Annotated in this window: 20 protein-coding genes and 2 tRNA genes; 14 read left to right on the forward strand and 8 right to left on the reverse strand. The window is 66.3% G+C overall.

Annotated elements, in window-relative coordinates:
* Nucleotides 1-216: 216 nt before the first annotated feature.
* Nucleotides 217-489: a hypothetical protein gene (locus tag VFB33_15335; protein HZO83068.1), complete on the forward strand. Its 273-nt coding sequence runs from the start codon at nucleotides 217-219 to the stop codon at nucleotides 487-489.
* Nucleotides 490-524: 35 nt separating this feature from the next.
* Here the strand turns inward: VFB33_15335 and VFB33_15340 are convergent.
* The 3 genes from VFB33_15340 to VFB33_15350 all read right to left on the reverse strand — a co-directional run bounded on the left by VFB33_15340 (nucleotide 525) and on the right by VFB33_15350 (nucleotide 2,441).
* Nucleotides 525-594: transfer RNA gene (locus VFB33_15340), tRNA-Gly, on the reverse strand.
* Nucleotides 585-1,505, reverse strand: a complete 921-nt coding sequence (locus VFB33_15345; protein HZO83069.1) for an alpha/beta fold hydrolase — start codon at nucleotides 1,503-1,505, stop codon at nucleotides 585-587. The genes VFB33_15340 and VFB33_15345 overlap by 10 nt, the downstream gene beginning before the upstream one ends.
* Before the next feature lie 144 nt (nucleotides 1,506-1,649).
* Nucleotides 1,650-2,441, reverse strand: coding sequence for an SDR family NAD(P)-dependent oxidoreductase (locus VFB33_15350; protein HZO83070.1), 792 nt, complete (start codon nucleotides 2,439-2,441; stop codon nucleotides 1,650-1,652).
* Between the two features lie 322 nt (nucleotides 2,442-2,763).
* On the opposite strand from VFB33_15350, the gene VFB33_15355 reads away from it, so the two are divergent.
* Nucleotides 2,764-2,997, forward strand: a complete 234-nt coding sequence (locus VFB33_15355; protein HZO83071.1) for a hypothetical protein — start codon at nucleotides 2,764-2,766, stop codon at nucleotides 2,995-2,997.
* A 149-nt stretch (nucleotides 2,998-3,146) separates the two neighbouring features.
* Here the strand turns inward: VFB33_15355 and VFB33_15360 are convergent.
* Together VFB33_15360 and VFB33_15365 are read right to left on the reverse strand one after the other, a co-directional pair.
* Nucleotides 3,147-3,221, reverse strand: a tRNA-Gly gene (locus tag VFB33_15360).
* Between the two features lie 52 nt (nucleotides 3,222-3,273).
* Nucleotides 3,274-3,891: a DUF882 domain-containing protein gene (locus tag VFB33_15365; protein ID HZO83072.1), complete on the reverse strand. Its 618-nt coding sequence runs from the start codon at nucleotides 3,889-3,891 to the stop codon at nucleotides 3,274-3,276.
* Nucleotides 3,892-4,025: 134 nt separating this feature from the next.
* On the opposite strand from VFB33_15365, the gene VFB33_15370 reads away from it, so the two are divergent.
* The 7 genes from VFB33_15370 to VFB33_15400 are packed head-to-tail and all read left to right on the forward strand — an operon-like array spanning nucleotide 4,026 to nucleotide 9,212.
* Complete coding sequence (locus VFB33_15370; GenBank protein ID HZO83073.1) at nucleotides 4,026-4,991, forward strand: hypothetical protein; 966 nt, start codon at nucleotides 4,026-4,028, stop codon at nucleotides 4,989-4,991.
* Between the two features lie 2 nt (nucleotides 4,992-4,993).
* Nucleotides 4,994-5,857 carry an SAM-dependent chlorinase/fluorinase gene (locus VFB33_15375; protein ID HZO83074.1) on the forward strand — a complete coding sequence of 288 codons (864 nt, stop codon included), beginning with the start codon at nucleotides 4,994-4,996 and terminating at the stop codon, nucleotides 5,855-5,857.
* Nucleotides 5,850-6,944, forward strand: a complete 1,095-nt coding sequence (locus VFB33_15380) for a site-2 protease family protein (GenBank protein ID HZO83075.1) — start codon at nucleotides 5,850-5,852, stop codon at nucleotides 6,942-6,944. Before VFB33_15375 ends, VFB33_15380 begins: the two co-directional genes overlap by 8 nt.
* Nucleotides 6,944-7,432, forward strand: coding sequence for a dCMP deaminase family protein (locus VFB33_15385; GenBank protein HZO83076.1), 489 nt, complete (start codon nucleotides 6,944-6,946; stop codon nucleotides 7,430-7,432). The genes VFB33_15380 and VFB33_15385 overlap by 1 nt, the downstream gene beginning before the upstream one ends.
* The gene (locus VFB33_15390) at nucleotides 7,425-7,901 is read left to right on the forward strand and encodes an HIT family protein (GenBank protein ID HZO83077.1); all 477 of its coding nucleotides are present in this window, start codon (nucleotides 7,425-7,427) and stop codon (nucleotides 7,899-7,901) included. Before VFB33_15385 ends, VFB33_15390 begins: the two co-directional genes overlap by 8 nt.
* A gap of 58 nt (nucleotides 7,902-7,959) precedes the next feature.
* Complete coding sequence (locus tag VFB33_15395; GenBank protein ID HZO83078.1) at nucleotides 7,960-8,271, forward strand: hypothetical protein; 312 nt, start codon at nucleotides 7,960-7,962, stop codon at nucleotides 8,269-8,271.
* Between the two features lie 29 nt (nucleotides 8,272-8,300).
* A complete protein-coding gene (locus VFB33_15400; protein ID HZO83079.1) occupies nucleotides 8,301-9,212 on the forward strand; it encodes a hypothetical protein in 912 nt (303 codons plus the stop codon).
* A gap of 87 nt (nucleotides 9,213-9,299) precedes the next feature.
* On the opposite strand, the gene VFB33_15405 is transcribed toward VFB33_15400, so the two are convergent.
* The 3 genes from VFB33_15405 to VFB33_15415 are packed head-to-tail and all read right to left on the reverse strand — an operon-like array spanning nucleotide 9,300 to nucleotide 11,382.
* On the reverse strand, nucleotides 9,300-9,851 hold the full coding sequence (locus VFB33_15405) for a DUF488 domain-containing protein (protein ID HZO83080.1): 552 nt from the start codon (nucleotides 9,849-9,851) through the stop codon (nucleotides 9,300-9,302).
* A 17-nt stretch (nucleotides 9,852-9,868) separates the two neighbouring features.
* Nucleotides 9,869-10,723, reverse strand: coding sequence for a DUF2182 domain-containing protein (locus VFB33_15410; protein ID HZO83081.1), 855 nt, complete (start codon nucleotides 10,721-10,723; stop codon nucleotides 9,869-9,871).
* Nucleotides 10,724-10,767: 44 nt separating this feature from the next.
* Nucleotides 10,768-11,382, reverse strand: coding sequence for a DUF1326 domain-containing protein (locus VFB33_15415; GenBank protein HZO83082.1), 615 nt, complete (start codon nucleotides 11,380-11,382; stop codon nucleotides 10,768-10,770).
* 393 nt (nucleotides 11,383-11,775) lie between these two features.
* Between VFB33_15415 and VFB33_15420 the strand changes: the two genes are divergently transcribed.
* The 5 genes from VFB33_15420 (at nucleotide 11,776) to VFB33_15440 (ending at nucleotide 16,269) form a co-directional block, all read left to right on the forward strand.
* Nucleotides 11,776-12,780 carry a hypothetical protein gene (locus VFB33_15420; GenBank protein HZO83083.1) on the forward strand — a complete coding sequence of 335 codons (1,005 nt, stop codon included), beginning with the start codon at nucleotides 11,776-11,778 and terminating at the stop codon, nucleotides 12,778-12,780.
* Between the two features lie 107 nt (nucleotides 12,781-12,887).
* On the forward strand, nucleotides 12,888-13,331 hold the full coding sequence (locus VFB33_15425; GenBank protein HZO83084.1) for a hypothetical protein: 444 nt from the start codon (nucleotides 12,888-12,890) through the stop codon (nucleotides 13,329-13,331).
* Between the two features lie 390 nt (nucleotides 13,332-13,721).
* Entirely contained in the window at nucleotides 13,722-14,882 is a 1,161-nt protein-coding gene (locus tag VFB33_15430) for an XdhC family protein (GenBank protein ID HZO83085.1), read from the forward strand.
* An 18-nt stretch (nucleotides 14,883-14,900) separates the two neighbouring features.
* Complete coding sequence (locus tag VFB33_15435) at nucleotides 14,901-15,548, forward strand: nucleotidyltransferase family protein (GenBank protein HZO83086.1); 648 nt, start codon at nucleotides 14,901-14,903, stop codon at nucleotides 15,546-15,548.
* 121 nt (nucleotides 15,549-15,669) lie between these two features.
* Nucleotides 15,670-16,269 (forward strand): RNA polymerase sigma factor, encoded by a 600-nt coding sequence (locus tag VFB33_15440; protein ID HZO83087.1) that lies wholly within the window; start codon nucleotides 15,670-15,672, stop codon nucleotides 16,267-16,269.
* Nucleotides 16,270-16,333: the final 64 nt, after the last annotated feature.

The following is a 16,333-nucleotide window of genomic DNA, read 5'->3' on the forward strand; positions in this document are numbered from 1 at the left end:
CCTCGATCTGCAAACAAATCGCGCCCGCCCGACAGGCTGGCCGAGCTTCGGTCGGCCGACCGGCTTGCCTTCCTGCGCGACGTGTTCGCGCTCGCCGGGCGTCGTCTGCCCGGTCAATAAATCAGCCGCGCGGGCGTGTTTCACGTCTATCGGCGCGCGGCAATTAAGCCTATAGTCTGGGAGTCTCCAGCCGGAGGCTCGGAGGAGCAGGCGGCGGTGGCGACGAGCCGAGGAGCGACGAACCGAGGACTCAGCGCCAAGGTTGTGCCGATCGCGCACGGCCGTATTGCCGCCCATCGCGGCACGCCGCGTCGCGCCCGCGCCGCACTCGGGACACCCCGCCTGCGCGCCATACGTGGCGGCCTGCGCGATGCGCCGAGCCGCGTCACTCCGGCGTGGATATGTATTGCCTCGCTGGTGGCAGTGACGATGTGGCCGTCGGCGGCGGTGTTGCTCGCCAAGCTCGCGCTGCGAATGTTCCGTGGGTAGCGCCGTCGAGCGTCGCCGAGCCGAGGCGGAATTTTTGGAGCAGACGACCGGGGTCGAACCGGCGACGCTTGGGAAGCTGGCATTCTAACGCTGAATTACGCCCGCCGGACTCGTGGTAAGGCCCGTGGGCAGCTTCTGGAGCAGAGCGACATATTCGGTAATCGGGGATTCGCTAATATGTCCTGCAAAAGGGCGGTAACCTCTTCAGCCGCTTCGTAGGTTACCCAATGACCCGCTCCAGCAACCACGCGCAAGTCGAGATCGGGTTGAGCCGAAGCCAGCACTCGCCGATAAGCGTCCAGCCGCGGACCCATAATCGCGTCGTAACTTCCCGAGATACCTGCGATGCGCGCTCGAATTGCCGGCAGGGCGTGCAGCAAGATACCCGAGGCTGGAATAGTTCCGGATTTAAAACGCGCCCGGCGGATGTTCTCTATCTGCAAGAAAACAGCAAGCTCGTCAACCTTCCGTGGATCAGCGATCATCAAAATGCGCAAGTTCTCACCATGCACTCGCTCGAGATCGGCGCGCGTCATGTCCGGCCGTGGTTGCAGCAGCTGTAGAGGCGGTGCACTGCCAAGCCCCAACCCGCCCGCTCCAAGCAGAACCAGCGTGCGGACACGATATTCCAACCGCGCAGCGACGAGCCCCGCGATAATCCCACCAAATGAGAAGCCGGCCATATCGAATTCCATTGGCGGTGGCACGAGGGTGTTGAGCCCGCAAGCCAGCAAATCAGCGAGCACGTCCGCCGTGTGTGGTTCAGGCGGCGTATCCGAATCCCCGAATCCGGGCATGTCGGGGGCGATCACGCGGAAACTTCTAGCGAGCGGCACGATGTTTCGAATCCAGTGGGTCCATGAGCCGCTGGCCCCATGAAGGAGTATGAGCGGCCTGCCGCTTCCCCAGACTCGCCAGACCATAGAGCCGGCGCCGCATGGCGTGAGTTCGCGTATCGCCAGAGACTCAATCCTCGATACTGAGGCCGAGGGGCTTTCCGGCGCCTCAGGAATCATAACAGAAGCCCTCCTATCGCTATTACTCAGACGAGGCGCGAAGACACGGGAACCTGACAGCGGCGGGCACAGGCCTCGGCAAACTCGCCTGGATCGTCCGACTGCACTTCTGCATGTTTTATCGCTGTAGGTGCGGCCTCTGCATTAGTGCATGCTCAGGCCTCCGCAGACTGCGATCGCTTGCCCCGTGATACTCCTGGCGCCCTCGCTTGCCAGGTACCCTGCCATTTCGGCGATTTCTTCCGGCTCGATAAGTCTTCGAAGCGCGCTGCCCGAGACAGAGCGTTGCGCAAACGCCTCGATGTCCATCCCGCTCTTTTCCGCGAGCTTCCCTATTCCCGCGGGGCTTATTGTCCATCCTGAACGCGTCGCGCCGGGGCAAATCGCGTTGCACGTAATGCCGTATCGTCCGACTTCCAGAGCCAGCGTGCGCGTAAAGCCAATCACGCCGTGCTTAGCGGCTGCATATGCTCCAAGTTTTGGCATACCCATGAGTCCGCCGACTGACGCTATATTGATTACGCGGCCGCTTTGGCGTTCCACCATGTGTGGTAGCAATGCTTTGGTGAAATACCAGACCGCATTTAGATGAACGTTGATGTTGTCAAACCAGCACTCGTCGTCCATCTCGAGGAAGGTCCGGTAGTCAGGCACGGCACCTCCGCCGGCGTTGTTCACGAGGATATCGATTTTGCCCAATTGTTTGAGTGCACTCTCGGCAGTGACAAATGCTTCTTTCTTCACAGCAACATCGCACCGTTGGAACCAGCATCGTCGGCCGAGCGTTTTCACTTCGTCCGCGACAGCCGCCAAATCGCTTTCGTTGCGCGCGCAGATCGCGATGTCGGCGCCTTCACGCGCATAGGTGAGCGCAATCGCGCGCCCAATTCCTCGGCTACCGCCGGTAATAAAGGCAGTCTTGCCTCGCAAATACATGATCATTTACCTCTCGCGGGAGAGTTCGAAGCCAATGCCCGCGTCTAATGCTTTAAATATGCCCCCATTACCGATGTGAATTGCGGAGCTAACCCGCCAACTCGATTCGCCGGTTCCATTCGTTGTCTGCATGCATACGGCTGTAACACCCGTATGACAGTCAATGTGAAATTGCGCACAAACTGACCCCGCTCACGGCGACGCCTGGAGTTCTGCAAACCTGGTGGTGTTCTTTCACATTCGTGCGTTCGAGGTATTACAGCGCGCAGGCTAGTGAGATGATTTCGGATCCGATTCCTGCGAAATTCGATTCACCACGAGCGTGGCTTATGGTCGCCGCGGCTTCTACGTGGTCTTCGGAGTCAGTCACAGTTTCGGCGTCTTTTTCGAACCGATGGCCGCGGAATTCCACGAGAGCCGCGCGGCCACTTCGGCGCTCTTCTCGATCACCGGTTTCATCAGCTACATGCTCGCGTCGGTGACGGCTTCGTACGCGGCGATCACTTGTTGGACGCTGAGCTACGCGTACCGGCCGTCGGTCCCGCATGCCTCTTGATGAAACCTCCGCCTCCTCTCCGATTGAACTCGGCCGCAGGGGCGCCGGACGATGGGGGCGTTGTCCGAATAGAGTATAGACCGGCACCAACACCGGCACCGGCCGGTAGCATCGTCTTCCTAAAAATCAACCAAGCTCTTGGGAGAGAATGGAGCGGGCGACCGGGGTCGAACCGGCGACGTCCAGCTTGGGAAGCTGGCATTCTACCGCTGAATTACGCCCGCCCGCCCTGAAGTCTAGGGTCGGCGTCCGTCAGTGTCAAATCGCCGAGCGCCGCTACCAGTAGCGCACGCGGCCAACGTCGACGTGGACGAAATCCGAGCGCGGGTAGTAACCAACGCCACCGCCGCGCATTGCCACCGCCGCCCGATGCACCTCTTCGAGCGTACGCTCGGGCACCCGGAAGTCCAGCGCCATCGCGTCCACGTGCAGGCTGTGGCGGGCGACGCCGCGGCTGTGCGCCGCCAGCATCGCGTTGGTCTGTGGCGTGCGATAGCCGGAGATTACCGCGATCTCGCCCTCGGTGCCGAGACGGCGCCGGATCGCGACGACGAGATCGAGCAGCCCCGGATGGATCGGCTTGATCGCGTTCTGGCGAAAGTCGCGCAGGATGTAGTTGATCGCGTCGAGCGCCTGGCCGACGTAGCGGCCACTTTCGTAGTACACCGCGTCGAGCCGCTCGCCCGTGTGCAGGTTGAACAGGCGCAGCCTGCGCGGCGTGCGCGGCGCGCTCAGCGCGGCGAGCGCGCTTGCCGGCGCCAGCGCGGCGGTCGCGCCCGCGATAGCGGCGGTCCGGATGAAGCGCCGCCGGCTGACGGCCTGCTTCGAAGATTCGAGCGCGGATTTCAGCGTGAGTCCCGGTGCGAGCGGATCGCGGTGCGGCACCTCACTCATTCGAGTCCAATCCCCCCGAACAAAATCGGATCTCGCCCGGCCGCAGTGGCGCGAGGTTGGAGCCCGCCGAGGCGATGCGGTAGTTTACTACCTTCCACCGGCGGGGTGCGCAATACCCCCGCGCTTACGGCGCGATGAAACTGCGGCCTATCGACCCGACCCGCGCGCACACCCGCCCGCTCGCCTCGCTCTCGCGCATCGTCGGGCGCGCGCAGTTTGCGCGCCCCACGCGTGCCGGCGCGACGGTCGCCGGCTTCCTCGACTCGCTGCCCGAGGTTCTCGCCGCCGCCGACCTGCGCGAGTTGGCGCGGCGGATCGCGGCGGCGCGCCGCGCGGGGCGCACGGTGCTGATGCTGTCGGGGGCACATCCGCTCAAAGTCGGATTGAGCCCGCTCATCTGCGCGATGCTGCGCGACGGGGTGCTGAGTGCACTCGCGACTAACGGCGCCGCGATCATCCACGATTTCGAGCTCGCCTACGCGGGCCGCACGTCGGAGAACGTCGGCGCCGGGCTGGAGGCGGGCAGCTTCGGGATGGCGGCGGAGACGGGCGAGTTTCTCAATCGCGCGGCGCGCCTCGCGGCCGAGGAGGGCAGGGGCCTCGGCGAGGTGGTCGGACGCGAGATCGTCCGGGCGCGCCTGCGCTACCGCAACGCGAGCATCTTCGCCGCCGCCTGGCGCGCGGGCGCGCCGGCGACCGTGCACGTCGCGCTCGGCGCCGACATCGTGCACATGCATCCGCAGGCCGACGGCGGCGCGATCGGGCGCGCCACGATGGCCGATTTCCATCGCCTCGCCGCGGTGGTCGCCACGCTCAGCCGCGGCGTGGTGCTCAACGTCGGCTCGGCGGTGATCATGCCCGAGGTTTTCCTCAAGGCGCTCAACCTCGCGCGCAACCTCGGACGGCGGGTCAGCGGCTTCTGCGCCGCCGACATGGACTTCATCCGCCAGTATCGGCCGCGGCTCAACGTGGTCGAGCGCCCCACGCAAGGCGGCGGCGGACGCGGGATCATGCTCACCGGCCATCACGAGATCATGTTTCCGCTGCTCGCGGCGGCGGTGCGCGAGGAGCTCGCGCGGCGCGGACGACAGCGGGGCTGACCGTGGCGCGCACGACGGGCCGCGCCGGCCGCCGAACCTCCAGTGGCAGGCCGCCGATCGCACTGCTGACCGACTTCGGCTATCGCGACCATTACGTCGGCGTGATGAAGGGTGTGATCGGCGCGATCGCGCCTGCCGCGCCCGTCATCGACATCACGCACGGGGTTGATCCGCAGTCCGTGATGGGCGGCGCGCTGATGCTGCGCGAGAGCTGGCGCTTTTTCGCGCCGCGCACGATTTTCGTTGCCGTCGTCGATCCCGGCGTCGGCACGGCGCGTGCGGCGGTCGCGATTGAGACTCGTGCGGGCGCGCGCTTCGTTGGACCCGACAACGGCGTGCTGTCGCTGGCGGTCGAGGAGGCCGGTCCGCTGCGCGTGGTGGAATTACGCGCGCCGCGCTATCGGCTGGCCGAGGTCAGCTCGACCTTCCACGGACGCGACATCTTTGCGCCCGCCGCGGCGCATCTGTGGCGCGGGGTCAGGCTGGGCGCGTTGGGGCCGCCGATGCGCGAGGGGCTGGTGCGGCTGGAGCTCGCCGAGCCGCGCGAGGGGCTGCGCGAGCTGCGCGGCGAGGTGATCTACGTTGACGGCTTCGGCAACCTGATAAGCAATATCGGGCGCGACGCGCTGGCGCGCTTCAAGGCGCGCTTTTCCGCTATGCGGCTTTCGGTTAGGATCGGTGCGGGCGGCCCGCTTGAGATACGCGAGACCTACGGCGCCGTCCGCAAAGGTGTCCCGCTCGCAACTTTCGGAAGTTTCGGACTGCTGGAAATTGCCGTGCGCGACGGCAGTGCGGCGCGCCGCTTCGCCGCCGGGCCGGGCGCGGTGGTGACCATCCGGCCGGTTCGCCCCAAAGCCCATGGATGATCTCATCGCACGCGACGACGCACGAATCCTGACCGAGATCCCACGCGTCTCCCCAGCCCCGGTCTATGAACCCGAGACGGCCGAGCCGGTGCGCACGCGCGCCGGCAGCGCAGTGACCGCAAGCCACGCGGTGCTGTTCGTGCTGACCCTGTTGACGACCACCATGGCGGGGGCCGACATGGCCGGCGCCGTGGTCTCGCTTGCCCATCCGCTTGCGACCTTCGGCAATCTCGCGGCGGGGCTGTCATTTTCGATTCCGCTGATGGCGATTCTGCTCGCGCATGAGATGGGCCACTACGTGCTCGCGCGCCATCACAAGGTGGACGTAAGCGCGCCGTACTTCATCCCGGCGCCGTTCCCGTCGTACTTCTTCATCGGTACCTTCGGCGCGTTCATCCGGATGCGCTCGCCGGCGCGCACGCGGCGCGTGATGTTCGACATCGGTGCGGCCGGGCCGTGGGCGGGCGTGGTGGTGGCGATCCCGGCGGTGATCATCGGGCTGCGGCTTTCCGAAATTCAGCCGCTGACCACGCAGGCGGGCGGGCTCCAGCTCGGCAACTCGCTGCTGTTCTATGGGCTGTCGTACGCGGTGCTCGGCGTCGATCCCAACTCGGTCAACGTCAATCTCCATCCGATCGCGTTCGCCGGATGGATCGGACTTCTGGTGACGACACTCAACCTGCTGCCGGTGGGCCAGCTCGACGGGGGGCACGTGGTGTACGCGCTCTTCGGGCGCTGGCATCGCGCGATCTCACGCACGTTCATCATCGTGTGCGTGCTGATGGTGGTGGTGCCGCTGGTGCTGGGTTCGACCTACTGGGGCGGATGGCTGTTCTGGGTGGTGATCCTGATGATCCTTGGCCTGGGACACCCGGCGACGGTGGATGCCGACACTCCGCTGGATCCCAGGCGGCGCGCGATGGCGTGGGCGACGGTCGCGCTCTTTATCCTGACCTTCAGCCCGGTGCCGGCGTGGTACAGCGAGCCCGCCGCGCCCGAGCAGCCGTCGAATGAGAAGTACTACACCGTGAGCTACCGGCCAGCACCGCCGGCGCTGCCGGCCGGGGTGCGGTTGAAAGGACTCTGATGGGCGAGACGAAGCGGCCGAGCTGGGACCAGTACTTCATGACTATCACCCGGCAGGTCGCCGAACGCTCGACCTGCCTGCGTGCCAAGGTCGGCGCGGTGATCGTGCGCGACCGCAGCATTCTCGCCACCGGCTACAACGGCGCGCCGGCAGGGATGCCGCATTGCACGGAGCTGGGCTGCCAGATTTACGAGTCGCGCACGCCCGACGGCGAGATCGAGCAGAACTGCTGGCGCACCATTCACGCGGAGATAAACGCGATCACCCAGGCGGCACGCAATGGCGCGGCCATCCGCGACGCCGACATCTACGTCACCCACACGCCCTGCGTGCATTGCCTGAAGGTCCTCATCAATACGGGCATCCGCACCGTCTACTACGGTCGCGAGTACAAGATGCATACGGTGGGCGAGCTTTTGCGCTACGCCGCGATCAAGTTGATCAAGGTCGTCGCCGAGGACGCCGGGCCCGAGGACGGCCATGCCTGACCGCGGCGCGCGTCCGTGTGGTATCTGCGCACTCATCGAGCGATGCCGCGCGGGTGGATTTACCGACCTTATCGCCGAGCTGCCGCAGTCGTTCGTAATCCTGGGCGACGCGCAGTTCTACCGCGGCTACTGCGTGGTCCTTGCCAAGCGGCACGTCAATGAGATCCACCTGATGGAACCGGCGCAGGCGCGCGCGCTGTTCGACGAGATCCTCGCGGTGGGAAACGCGATTTACTCGGTCACGCGGCCGCTCAAGCTCAACTACGAATGCCTCGGGAATCTCGAACCGCACGTCCACTGGCATGTCTTTCCGCGCTACCAGAGCGACGCGCTGCGCGCGGCGCCGGTATGGGTACGGCCGGAGTCTGAGCGCAAGGTTGTGCTTGACGACGCCGACCGCCGAGAGCTGATCCGCGCGCTGGAAGCTGAACTGCGCCGCTGTCTCGCTGCGGCGCGGACGTCCGAGTAGCGGGGGGCAAGCCGGGAAGGATCCGGCAGCGGCGGCGGGGCTGGGCGGCGCGGAGTCGATGCCACTCTCAACAATCACATCAAATTATCGGGCGCTCATACTCAGCTTGCTGTTAAGTGCGGCTTCTTTACTAACTGCATGCCAAAGCGGCAAACTACCAGAAGCTGACAGTCAAGTCGCGAAATTATATGTTAAAAGATGCGGCGAATGTCACAGAGCGTACAATCCACACGAGATGACGGCGGCGATGTGGGCGGTTAAGGTCGACGCGATGCAGGACCTGATGCGTAGGGCTGGTGTGCCGCCGCTCACCACGGACGAGCGCAAGACCATCCTCAACTATCTGACTCGCAACGCGGGCACCCAGTGAGGTAACACGCTTTCGCGGGGCATCGAGCGATGGCGGAGAGTCAGCAGTTTCGGGTCAATCCGCGCTCACGGCGCGACCAGTTGGCCAACGCCGGCGCCAGCCTGTTGTTCATCGGCGCAATCGCGCTCGCCTTCCAGCTCGAACCGTGGATACGAACCCGCCTCGGCTACGCAATTGGCGCGACTCTCGCCCTGTTTCTGGTCTGGGTGTTCGTGCGCGAAGTGCAGCTTATGTGCGGCGGACGAAGCGCGCCGGTCGTAATTGACGAGCGTGGCGTGCGCTACGCGAGCCCGGGCGAGATCGCGTGGTCCGAAGTCGCCGGCATCGAGCAGATACCAGCGATGCAGCGGGTCGATCTGCTCGACGCGCAAGGGCGTGCGCGCGTGAGCCTCCGCTACGACCTCGAGGAGGCGGGCGCGCTGCTTCAGTTCGTCGCCGACGTGCTCGCCAGTCGATGGCCGTCCAAGCCGCTGCCGCTGGAATTCATCTACCGTATGCCCGTCCGTCTGGTGGTCGCCGGCGGCACAGCGTTGGCTTTGCTGGGCGGGCTCGCGTGGTTTGCCTACTGGCTGGGTGGCCACGAAATGATCGAGACGCTCTGCGTTGGCACGATCGCCGTGATTCTGCTGATCCATTTCGCGATCTGGAACTCGTCGATTCGCCGGTTGACGATCGCCGCCGCCGACATCGTGGTGGTCAAGGGACTCAGACAACAGGCGCGGCGTTATCCAGAGATCGCAGCCGTGGCGCTGGTGCTCGCCCAGCGCGGCAAGGGCGAGCGCTATCTCGACGTCAGGATCAAGCTGCGCGACAGGACCGCGCTCTCCGTACTACCGCGCCGCGCCGACCCGTTCGAAGTTTATGCCACGCTCAAGCGGGCGTGGCAGCAGGGATGCGCCGCGGCGGCGGCGATGCCAAGCATCCCGGCCTCGGCGGCGTGAACTGGCTCACGCGGCAGATGCCTCAACCTTAGAACGCGGAATTCCTCGCGCGCGCCGCCCATCAGGAATGCATCGGCGCGCCTACCCTTATTTGAGCAGGCGCCGCTGGCCGCCGTCGTAAATGATCCGGCCCCCGACCACCGAGGCGAACTCGGGCAGCCGATGGGGCGCCAGGCGGCCGTTGGGCAGGATATGCTCGACCTGCCACCCGCGCACCGTCATCTGGTCAGAGACGATTCGCCGATGGCATCGCCACCACAGCCCCTCCGAGCACATGATCGCCGTGCGCGAACGCGCGGCGATTTCGATCAGCTCCGCGATCCCCGCCGCGAACTCCTCGCTGTCGCAGTAGTCGGCGTAGGAGCGGAACGCAATCAGCCTCCATGCTGTATGCGGCGAATCGTCGCGCCGGCCATGGCGGCGTCCGCCGAGCCGCTTGAGCCATCGATATTCCACCCCCGCGCGCTCCATCGCGGCGGCCAACGCCTCCTGGTTGAATTGCGGCCAGCGGCGCGAACTGGGAAACGATCGGATGTCGGCGAGCAGCGCGATCCGGTGCTCGCCGAGCAGATCGAGGAAGCGCTCGATTGGATGGGTCGAGTGGCCGACGGTGTAGAGGGCTGGCGCGGCGGCCGCCAATGGCGCGTTCCGCGCGCTCAGCTGAGCGCCGCCAGCGCGAGGCCCGAGGCGATAAGCGCGAAGCCCGAGGCGGTCGCGATCGCTTCGCCCCAGCGCGTGACGCGCTCGATCAGCACGAAGGCGGCGAGCGCCGCCACCCACACCAGGTTCATCACGCCGGCGACGAACAACACCGCCATCAGCATCCAGCAGCATCCGACGCAGAACGCGCCGTGACTGAGCCCCATCCGGAACGCTCCGCCACTGTCGTCGCGCCAGTGCGTCATCAGGAAACCGATCGGCGACTGGCACTGGCGCAGGCATCGGCGCTTGAGCGGCGAGAGCTGGTAGGCGCCGGCAAGCCCAAGGATGAGCCCGCCGACAAGCGGTGCGACGCGCATCGCTCCGCCCAGCATCGCCGCGTGGTCCATCGCGGCCTGCGCAAACGCCGCGGCGGCGCTGAAGCCGGTCCATACAGCGATATAGCCGGCCGCGAACAGCCAGACGCGCAAACGCGCCGGCCCGCCGCGGCTCTCGGCGATTCGCGCGTAAGTGGTCAGCATCGGCGATGCGCTCGGCATCATCATCGCGACCATCATCACCGACCACATCAGAAAAGTCAGCCACAGCGCGGCTGGCGACCATGGATTGGCCGCGGGCGCCATCTGCATCCCGGCCATTCCCGCCATCCCCGACATCCCAGCCATACCTGACATGGCAGGCATCGCGTCCATGGCGCCTGCGCGCGCGCTCATGTTCATCGGCATCAAGATGAGATAGAGCCACGCGAGCGCGCTCAGCGCTGCAAGCCCGCCCCATATCGCAAGCTGGTCGGAAAACTTGAGCGCCGAAGCCAACGCTCGACCCTGAGGCTTGGAAACTGCGGAAGCCATCGTACTACCGAAGGTCGCCGCGGCGGGTCGCCGCGCGCGCCGCGCTACGAATTCGACCAACGGATCGGCGAGAAATGGCCGTTACGCCCCGAGTTCTCGAAGTTCAACGAGTGATCCTTGTAGCGGCTGTGAGTGCCGCGCGCCGCGGCCAGCCGGCCCGAGAACGGATGGGTCACGTTGTCGAGCCACACCGCCTGCTTGCCGTCGCGTCCAACCACGCCCTCGACCGTCACTTCGGTGACGCCGGCAATCGCGAGCTTGCGCGTATTGCCCTCGGCGCTGAACTCGATCTGCGCGGTTTTGGTGGGTAGGCGATGCGCGACCATCGGAGCCATCAGGCCCGGCGGCCCACCGGCCTGGCCGGTGAAGATCGCCTCGAGCGCGGCGCGCTGCTCGGGGTTGGCGCGGCTATCGACGTACACCGCCATCGTGCCCCCGCCCTTGGACATCACGTCGGGCGTGGTGAGCGCCTGCACCGCGCGCAGCCCGGAAAGGTTGGTCTTGCCGTAGGCGCCCCGGTCGATGTGGAAGGCGAGGACCACGTCGCAATGGCCCTCGGTGGGACGCGCCTGGGCGCGGGTCAAAAGGCAGGGGCAGAGCAGCTCGCAGTTGCAGGACTCGAAATACTCGCCCTCGATATTCCAGCTCTCGTTGGCCATCGCTCGTTGCTCCAAGGCGGCGCGCCCCAGCGGGCGGTGCGCAGCCGGTCTGAGTTCGGTGCTGCGGCGCACGGGGGTTGCGCGCAGCCGTCCGAACTATACACGAAAAGCCTCGCAAGCGGGGAACGGGCGCGGATTGAGAGCGGCGCGGCAATCCGTCACCAAATCATAGGCGGCCACGGAACCTTGCCCCACCGGGTCAGCGGCCATGGCCCGATATGAGTTCAGTGGGGGAGCCCCCTGGACTCGGCGCGGGGGTGTTCGACTAAACGAGGCGCGATGCCCAAATCATGCGCTTCGCGCCACCACGAGTTGACTCCCGGCGTAGATTTTGCGGGAATCGGAGCGGCGCCCAGCCGTCGGCGCTCGGGGAACAATTACGGGGAGGCGAACATGCCTGCGGTCGCGATCAAGGACGAAGCGCGAATCGGCACCGAGGCGCGGATCAAGGTCGAGCCGTCGCCGTATCTCAAGAAGCTGTTCGGGACCGGGACGCCGGACCTGGGCTGGATGAAGGAAACCGGCCAGTGGGGCGTGCGCGCCCAACCGTCGGCGCTCGGCCTGCGTCTGAAGGACATCGAGGTCGGCAGCTACGGCGTGGTGCCCGAGCAAGGTGGGGCGCACCTGTCGATGGCGCCGCGCGGCGCAGTGGTGCCGGACAACGTGCCGTCGCTGGGCTTCACGATCAACAGCAAGGACGAGTGCTGGGCCGACAACGTCGCCGAGCTTTACGAGGAGGCGGTCGCGCGCCAGTGGAGCTCCGCGCGCGACATCCCGTGGAACGAACTGCGGCCGCTGCCCGACGACCTCGAACGCGCGATGTGCCAGCTGTGCACCTTCCTCACCGAGGTCGAGTTTATCGCCGCCGACGCCCCGACGCGCTGGATGAGCCGCATCAACCAGGACTTCTTCGAGGTCAAGATGTTTCTCGCCACGCAGGCGATGGACGAGGCGCGCCACATGGAGGTCTTTCGCAAGCGCGCGCTGGCCAACGGCGGCGGGCTGGGCAAGGCGAGCGCGTACAGCGAGCTCGGGCTGAAAAAGATTTTCGACGCGCCGAGCTTCTCCGCCCAAACCGGCCGGCTCCATCTGCTCGGCGAGGGCTTCGTGCTGACGATTTTCCGCCAGGGCGAGTTCATTGCGCCGAGCCGCGTGGACCAGGAGATCTTCCGCCGCTGCATGCAGGACGAATCGCGCCACGTCGGCTACGGCACGATGCATCTGCGCGCCCAGCTCAAGGCGCGCCCCGAGTTGGCCGCGGAGATCCACGCCGAGCTCGACGACGCCGAGCGCATCCTGCTCGAAATTTTCAGCGAGCCCGAGTCGGTGGAGCCGATGGCGGTGCTGATGGGCGGTGGGCTCGAGCATTTCGACAAGGGGATGGAGATGCAGGGGTAGCTGTGGCGCCGGATCGTCGGCGAGTACCTCCAGCGCTGCGACTCGGCGGGGCTCGATCGCCGGCCCCGCTGCCTGCTGCCGACCGACTTCGCCAAGCTCGTCGCGTGATGCGCTTTCCCGACGCCGAGTGGTTTCTCGCCCTGGGCCGCCTGATGGAGACCCGGGGCGAATTGTTTCGGCGCATCGGTTACGTCGAGACGCGCTTGGTGGTGCGCGTTTTGCCCGATGAGGGAGGCGGCGGCGTGGAGCGCAACGTGGGCCTGGTCTTCGAGGGCTACGCGCTGACCGCCGCGCGCGAGCTCAACAATGGGGCCATTGCGGAGTTCGACGCCGACTTCGTCGTATGCGCGCGCGCCGCGATCTGGCGCCGGATGCTCGACGAGATCACACGCGGGGGGCGCCCGGAGCTGCGCCGTACGCTGAACTCCCTCGCGCTCATCGGCGACGAGATGTGGCTGGAGTCCTCCGACCAACTACGCGAGGACAAGTTCTACCGCTTCAATCAGAGCCTTCAGGAATTCTTCAACCTCGCCGCGCAACTACCTCCATGACGGAGCGGGCCGAATGAAGCCGGCGCGAGCATCGGACGCTGGTCTTCGTGCTCGCAGCGCTTGAGTTGCCGGTGCCGCTGATGCTCGCCGTCGGATTCGCTGTGGACAGCGATTCGCTGATGGTGGCCGCGTACGCGATGGGATGCCGGTGACGTCGCACTGCTCGCCAACCTGAGCCTCTACCTGACTTGGCCAAGCCAGCCGTAGCGGCCGCGCGGCCGGGGCGTCGGCGAGGCCGGCTGCGGTGGAAACCACCCCTGCGTTCGATCCAGAATACACCCAGCCCTTCCCCTTCTCCTGAAGGGGAAGGAGAGTAAGAATTCCAAGGTCGTCGTTTGATTCTCACGTTCCCTTTCGAAAGATCTAAGTCGCCTTTTGACAGGAGCAGGCATGGCCGGGGCTGAAGAAATCTGGGCTGAAGCGCAGCGCACGCTCGAGCGCGACAAGCCGTTCGCGCTGGCCACCGTGGTTAACGTGCGCGGCTCAACGCCACGCGAGGTCGGCGCCAAGATGATCGTGCGCGATGACGGTCAGTTCGGCACGATCGGCGGCGGTTGCGGCGAGGCGGAGGTCTATCGCAAGGCCCGGTTGTTGCTGGACGAGGGCGGCGACGGGCGCCTTACCGAGGTCGATCTGACTGGCGACTTCGACCAGCAGCAGATCGGCACCTGCGGCGGGATCATGGACGTCTTTATCGATCTGTGGCGGCCTCCGTCGGAGATGGAGATTGCGCGGCGCCTTGCCGACGCCGCAGCCCATAACCGCCCCGCCGCGCTGCTCACGGTCGTCGATCCCGGCAAGCGCGCCGGCGTGAAAGCGGGCGACCGCACGGTCGTTGACGTATCGCGCCGCGCGCCTTCCGCCGAGGGCTTCGCCGGCCTGGGCATGGCGGCCAGCGACCAGCTCAGGGAACGCACGGCCGACGCGGTGCCGGCGCTGCTCGAAGTCGGCGCCGATGGCCTGCTTCATCCGGCAACGCGAATCGAGTCAAGCGGCGCGCCGCGCCTGTTTCTTGATCCGATAAGCGGTGCACAACGCCTGATTATCGCCGGCGCCGGACATATCGCGCAGCCGCTCGCGCAGCTCGGCTCGATGCTCGGGTTTCACGTCACCGTGATCGACGACCGCGCCGCCTTCGCCAACCGCGAGCGCTTTCCCAACGCCGACGAGATTATCGTGCGTCCGTTCGGCGCCGCGATCGAGTCGCTCAAGCTCGACCGCCATTGCTACCTCGTTTCGATCACGCGCGGGCATGCCTTTGACGAGGAGGTTGTGCGCACCGCGCTCAGGCGCGCCAACGGCGCGTTCATCGGGATGATCGGCTCGCGCCGGCGCGTGCGCGCGACGCTCGAGCGTATCGGCGAGGAGGGCGTGGACGCCGCCGCGCTCGACGAGGTGCACGCCCCGCTCGGGGTCGATATCGGCGCGGAGACGCCGGCCGAGATAGCGGTCGCTATCATCGCCGAGATAATCCGTGAGCGGCGCACCGGCACACGCGATCCGTTCAATCTCGGAGCCAAGCTCGGGCGGCTGCGCCGGCGCTCGGCCTAGCGCGCCGCGGGCGATCGCGTGTCCCATCAATCCACCGCCGGGCGCTCGGGCGCTCCACGCTTCGACGGAATCCTGCTCGCGGCCGGCGAGTCGCGCCGGATGGGTTATCCCAAGCCGCTGCTCGAAGTCGGCGGGCGGACCTTCCTTGCGACGATCGCGCAGGCGATGCTCGAAGCGGTCGGGCGGCTGGTGGTCGTGGTCGGCGCGCATGCCGACGCCGTGCGCCGTGCCGTTCCGGCCGACTCGCGAATCGCGGTGGCCGAAAATACCGAGTATCAGCGCGGCCAGCTCTCGTCGATCAAGGCCGGGCTGCGAGCGATCGGACGCGACGCCGCCGGCGCGCTGATCCACCTGGCGGACCATCCGATGGTCCGCCCGGCGACCTTCAAAGCCGTGATCGAGGAGCATCGGCAATCGCGAAGGCCAATCGTGATCGCGCGCTACTGCGGCCGCCGCGGCCATCCGGTGCTCTTCGCGCGCGAGCTCTTTGCCGAGTTGGAGGCCGCACCCGAAGACCAGGGCGCGCGCGTCGTGGTGGCTGCTGACCCGCAGCGCGTCGCCTACGTCGAGGTTGATGACCCGGGCGTCGTGATGGACCTCGATACGCCCGAGGAACTGGAACGGGCGGGGCTGGGCCGTCCGCCTGCGGGGCTTGTCCGAGGATAGGGCAGCCCTTTGATTTTACGGCGAAAATCGGCGGATTTGCAGATGTAACCGACTGGCGGCGCCGTCGTATTTCATCGATGTGATGCGTGGCGTGCTTGCCTTCAGGCGATTCGCGCGTAGCGTGGCCGAGCCGTCAGACCAGGACCTGGTAACCCGCGCGCTCGACGGCGAGGCCGCGGCCTTCAGCGAGCTTGCCGGGCGCCATCGCGGACGCGTCGAACGGCTCTGCCAGCGCTTCTTTGCCGACTCCGAGCTCGTACGCGACATCGCGCAGGAGGCCTTCATCCACGCCTACGCCGGGCTCAAGGGCTATCGCGCCGAGATTCCGTTCGGTGCCTGGCTGCGCGCGATCGTCGTCAACCTGTGCTATGACGAGTTGCGCCGGCGCAGGCGCCGTCCCGAGGAGTTGGTGAGTGACTTCACGGCGCCCGAGATGAGCTGGATCGGGCTCGTCAACACCGCCACGCCCGAGGAGATCGTCGAGGCGGCCGAGGAGCGGCGCGAGGCAAAGCAGCTCGCCGAGCGGCTGCTGGCCACGCTCAAGCCCGAGGACCGACTGGTGTTGACGCTCCAGAACGGCGAGGAGATGAGCGTCAGCGAGATCGCCGAGATCGTTGGATGGAGCGAGGCCAAGGTGAAGATTCGGGCCTTTCGCGCGCGCCAGGCGCTGCGCCGGCAGGCGGCGCATCTGGTACCGACGCGGCAGGCGGAGCAAAAATAGAAAGTGAAGCGCTTGTTTATATTTCAGCATCCCCTGCGACGCCCTCGCGCGGGAGCGACCGTAC

The sequence above is a fragment of the Candidatus Binataceae bacterium genome (assembly GCA_035650475.1).
Taxonomy (GTDB): domain Bacteria; phylum Desulfobacterota; class Binatia; order Binatales; family Binataceae; genus JAKAVN01.

Coding starts and splice junctions, on each gene's coding strand:
- VFB33_15370 (HZO83073.1), top strand. CDS start 4,026: ATGAAACTGCGGCCTATCGACCCGACCCGCGCGCACACCCGCCCGCTC.
- VFB33_15350 (HZO83070.1), bottom strand. CDS start 2,441: ATGTATTTGCGAGGCAAGACTGCCTTTATTACCGGCGGTAGCCGAGGA.
- VFB33_15345 (HZO83069.1), bottom strand. CDS start 1,505: ATGATTCCTGAGGCGCCGGAAAGCCCCTCGGCCTCAGTATCGAGGATT.
- VFB33_15410 (HZO83081.1), bottom strand. CDS start 10,723: ATGGCTTCCGCAGTTTCCAAGCCTCAGGGTCGAGCGTTGGCTTCGGCG.
- VFB33_15400 (HZO83079.1), top strand. CDS start 8,301: ATGGCGGAGAGTCAGCAGTTTCGGGTCAATCCGCGCTCACGGCGCGAC.
- VFB33_15380 (HZO83075.1), top strand. CDS start 5,850: ATGGATGATCTCATCGCACGCGACGACGCACGAATCCTGACCGAGATC.
- VFB33_15385 (HZO83076.1), top strand. CDS start 6,944: ATGGGCGAGACGAAGCGGCCGAGCTGGGACCAGTACTTCATGACTATC.
- VFB33_15365 (HZO83072.1), bottom strand. CDS start 3,891: ATGAGTGAGGTGCCGCACCGCGATCCGCTCGCACCGGGACTCACGCTG.
- VFB33_15415 (HZO83082.1), bottom strand. CDS start 11,382: ATGGCCAACGAGAGCTGGAATATCGAGGGCGAGTATTTCGAGTCCTGC.
- VFB33_15430 (HZO83085.1), top strand. CDS start 13,722: ATGGCCGGGGCTGAAGAAATCTGGGCTGAAGCGCAGCGCACGCTCGAG.
- VFB33_15390 (HZO83077.1), top strand. CDS start 7,425: ATGCCTGACCGCGGCGCGCGTCCGTGTGGTATCTGCGCACTCATCGAG.
- VFB33_15425 (HZO83084.1), top strand. CDS start 12,888: ATGCGCTTTCCCGACGCCGAGTGGTTTCTCGCCCTGGGCCGCCTGATG.
- VFB33_15395 (HZO83078.1), top strand. CDS start 7,960: ATGCCACTCTCAACAATCACATCAAATTATCGGGCGCTCATACTCAGC.
- VFB33_15420 (HZO83083.1), top strand. CDS start 11,776: ATGCCTGCGGTCGCGATCAAGGACGAAGCGCGAATCGGCACCGAGGCG.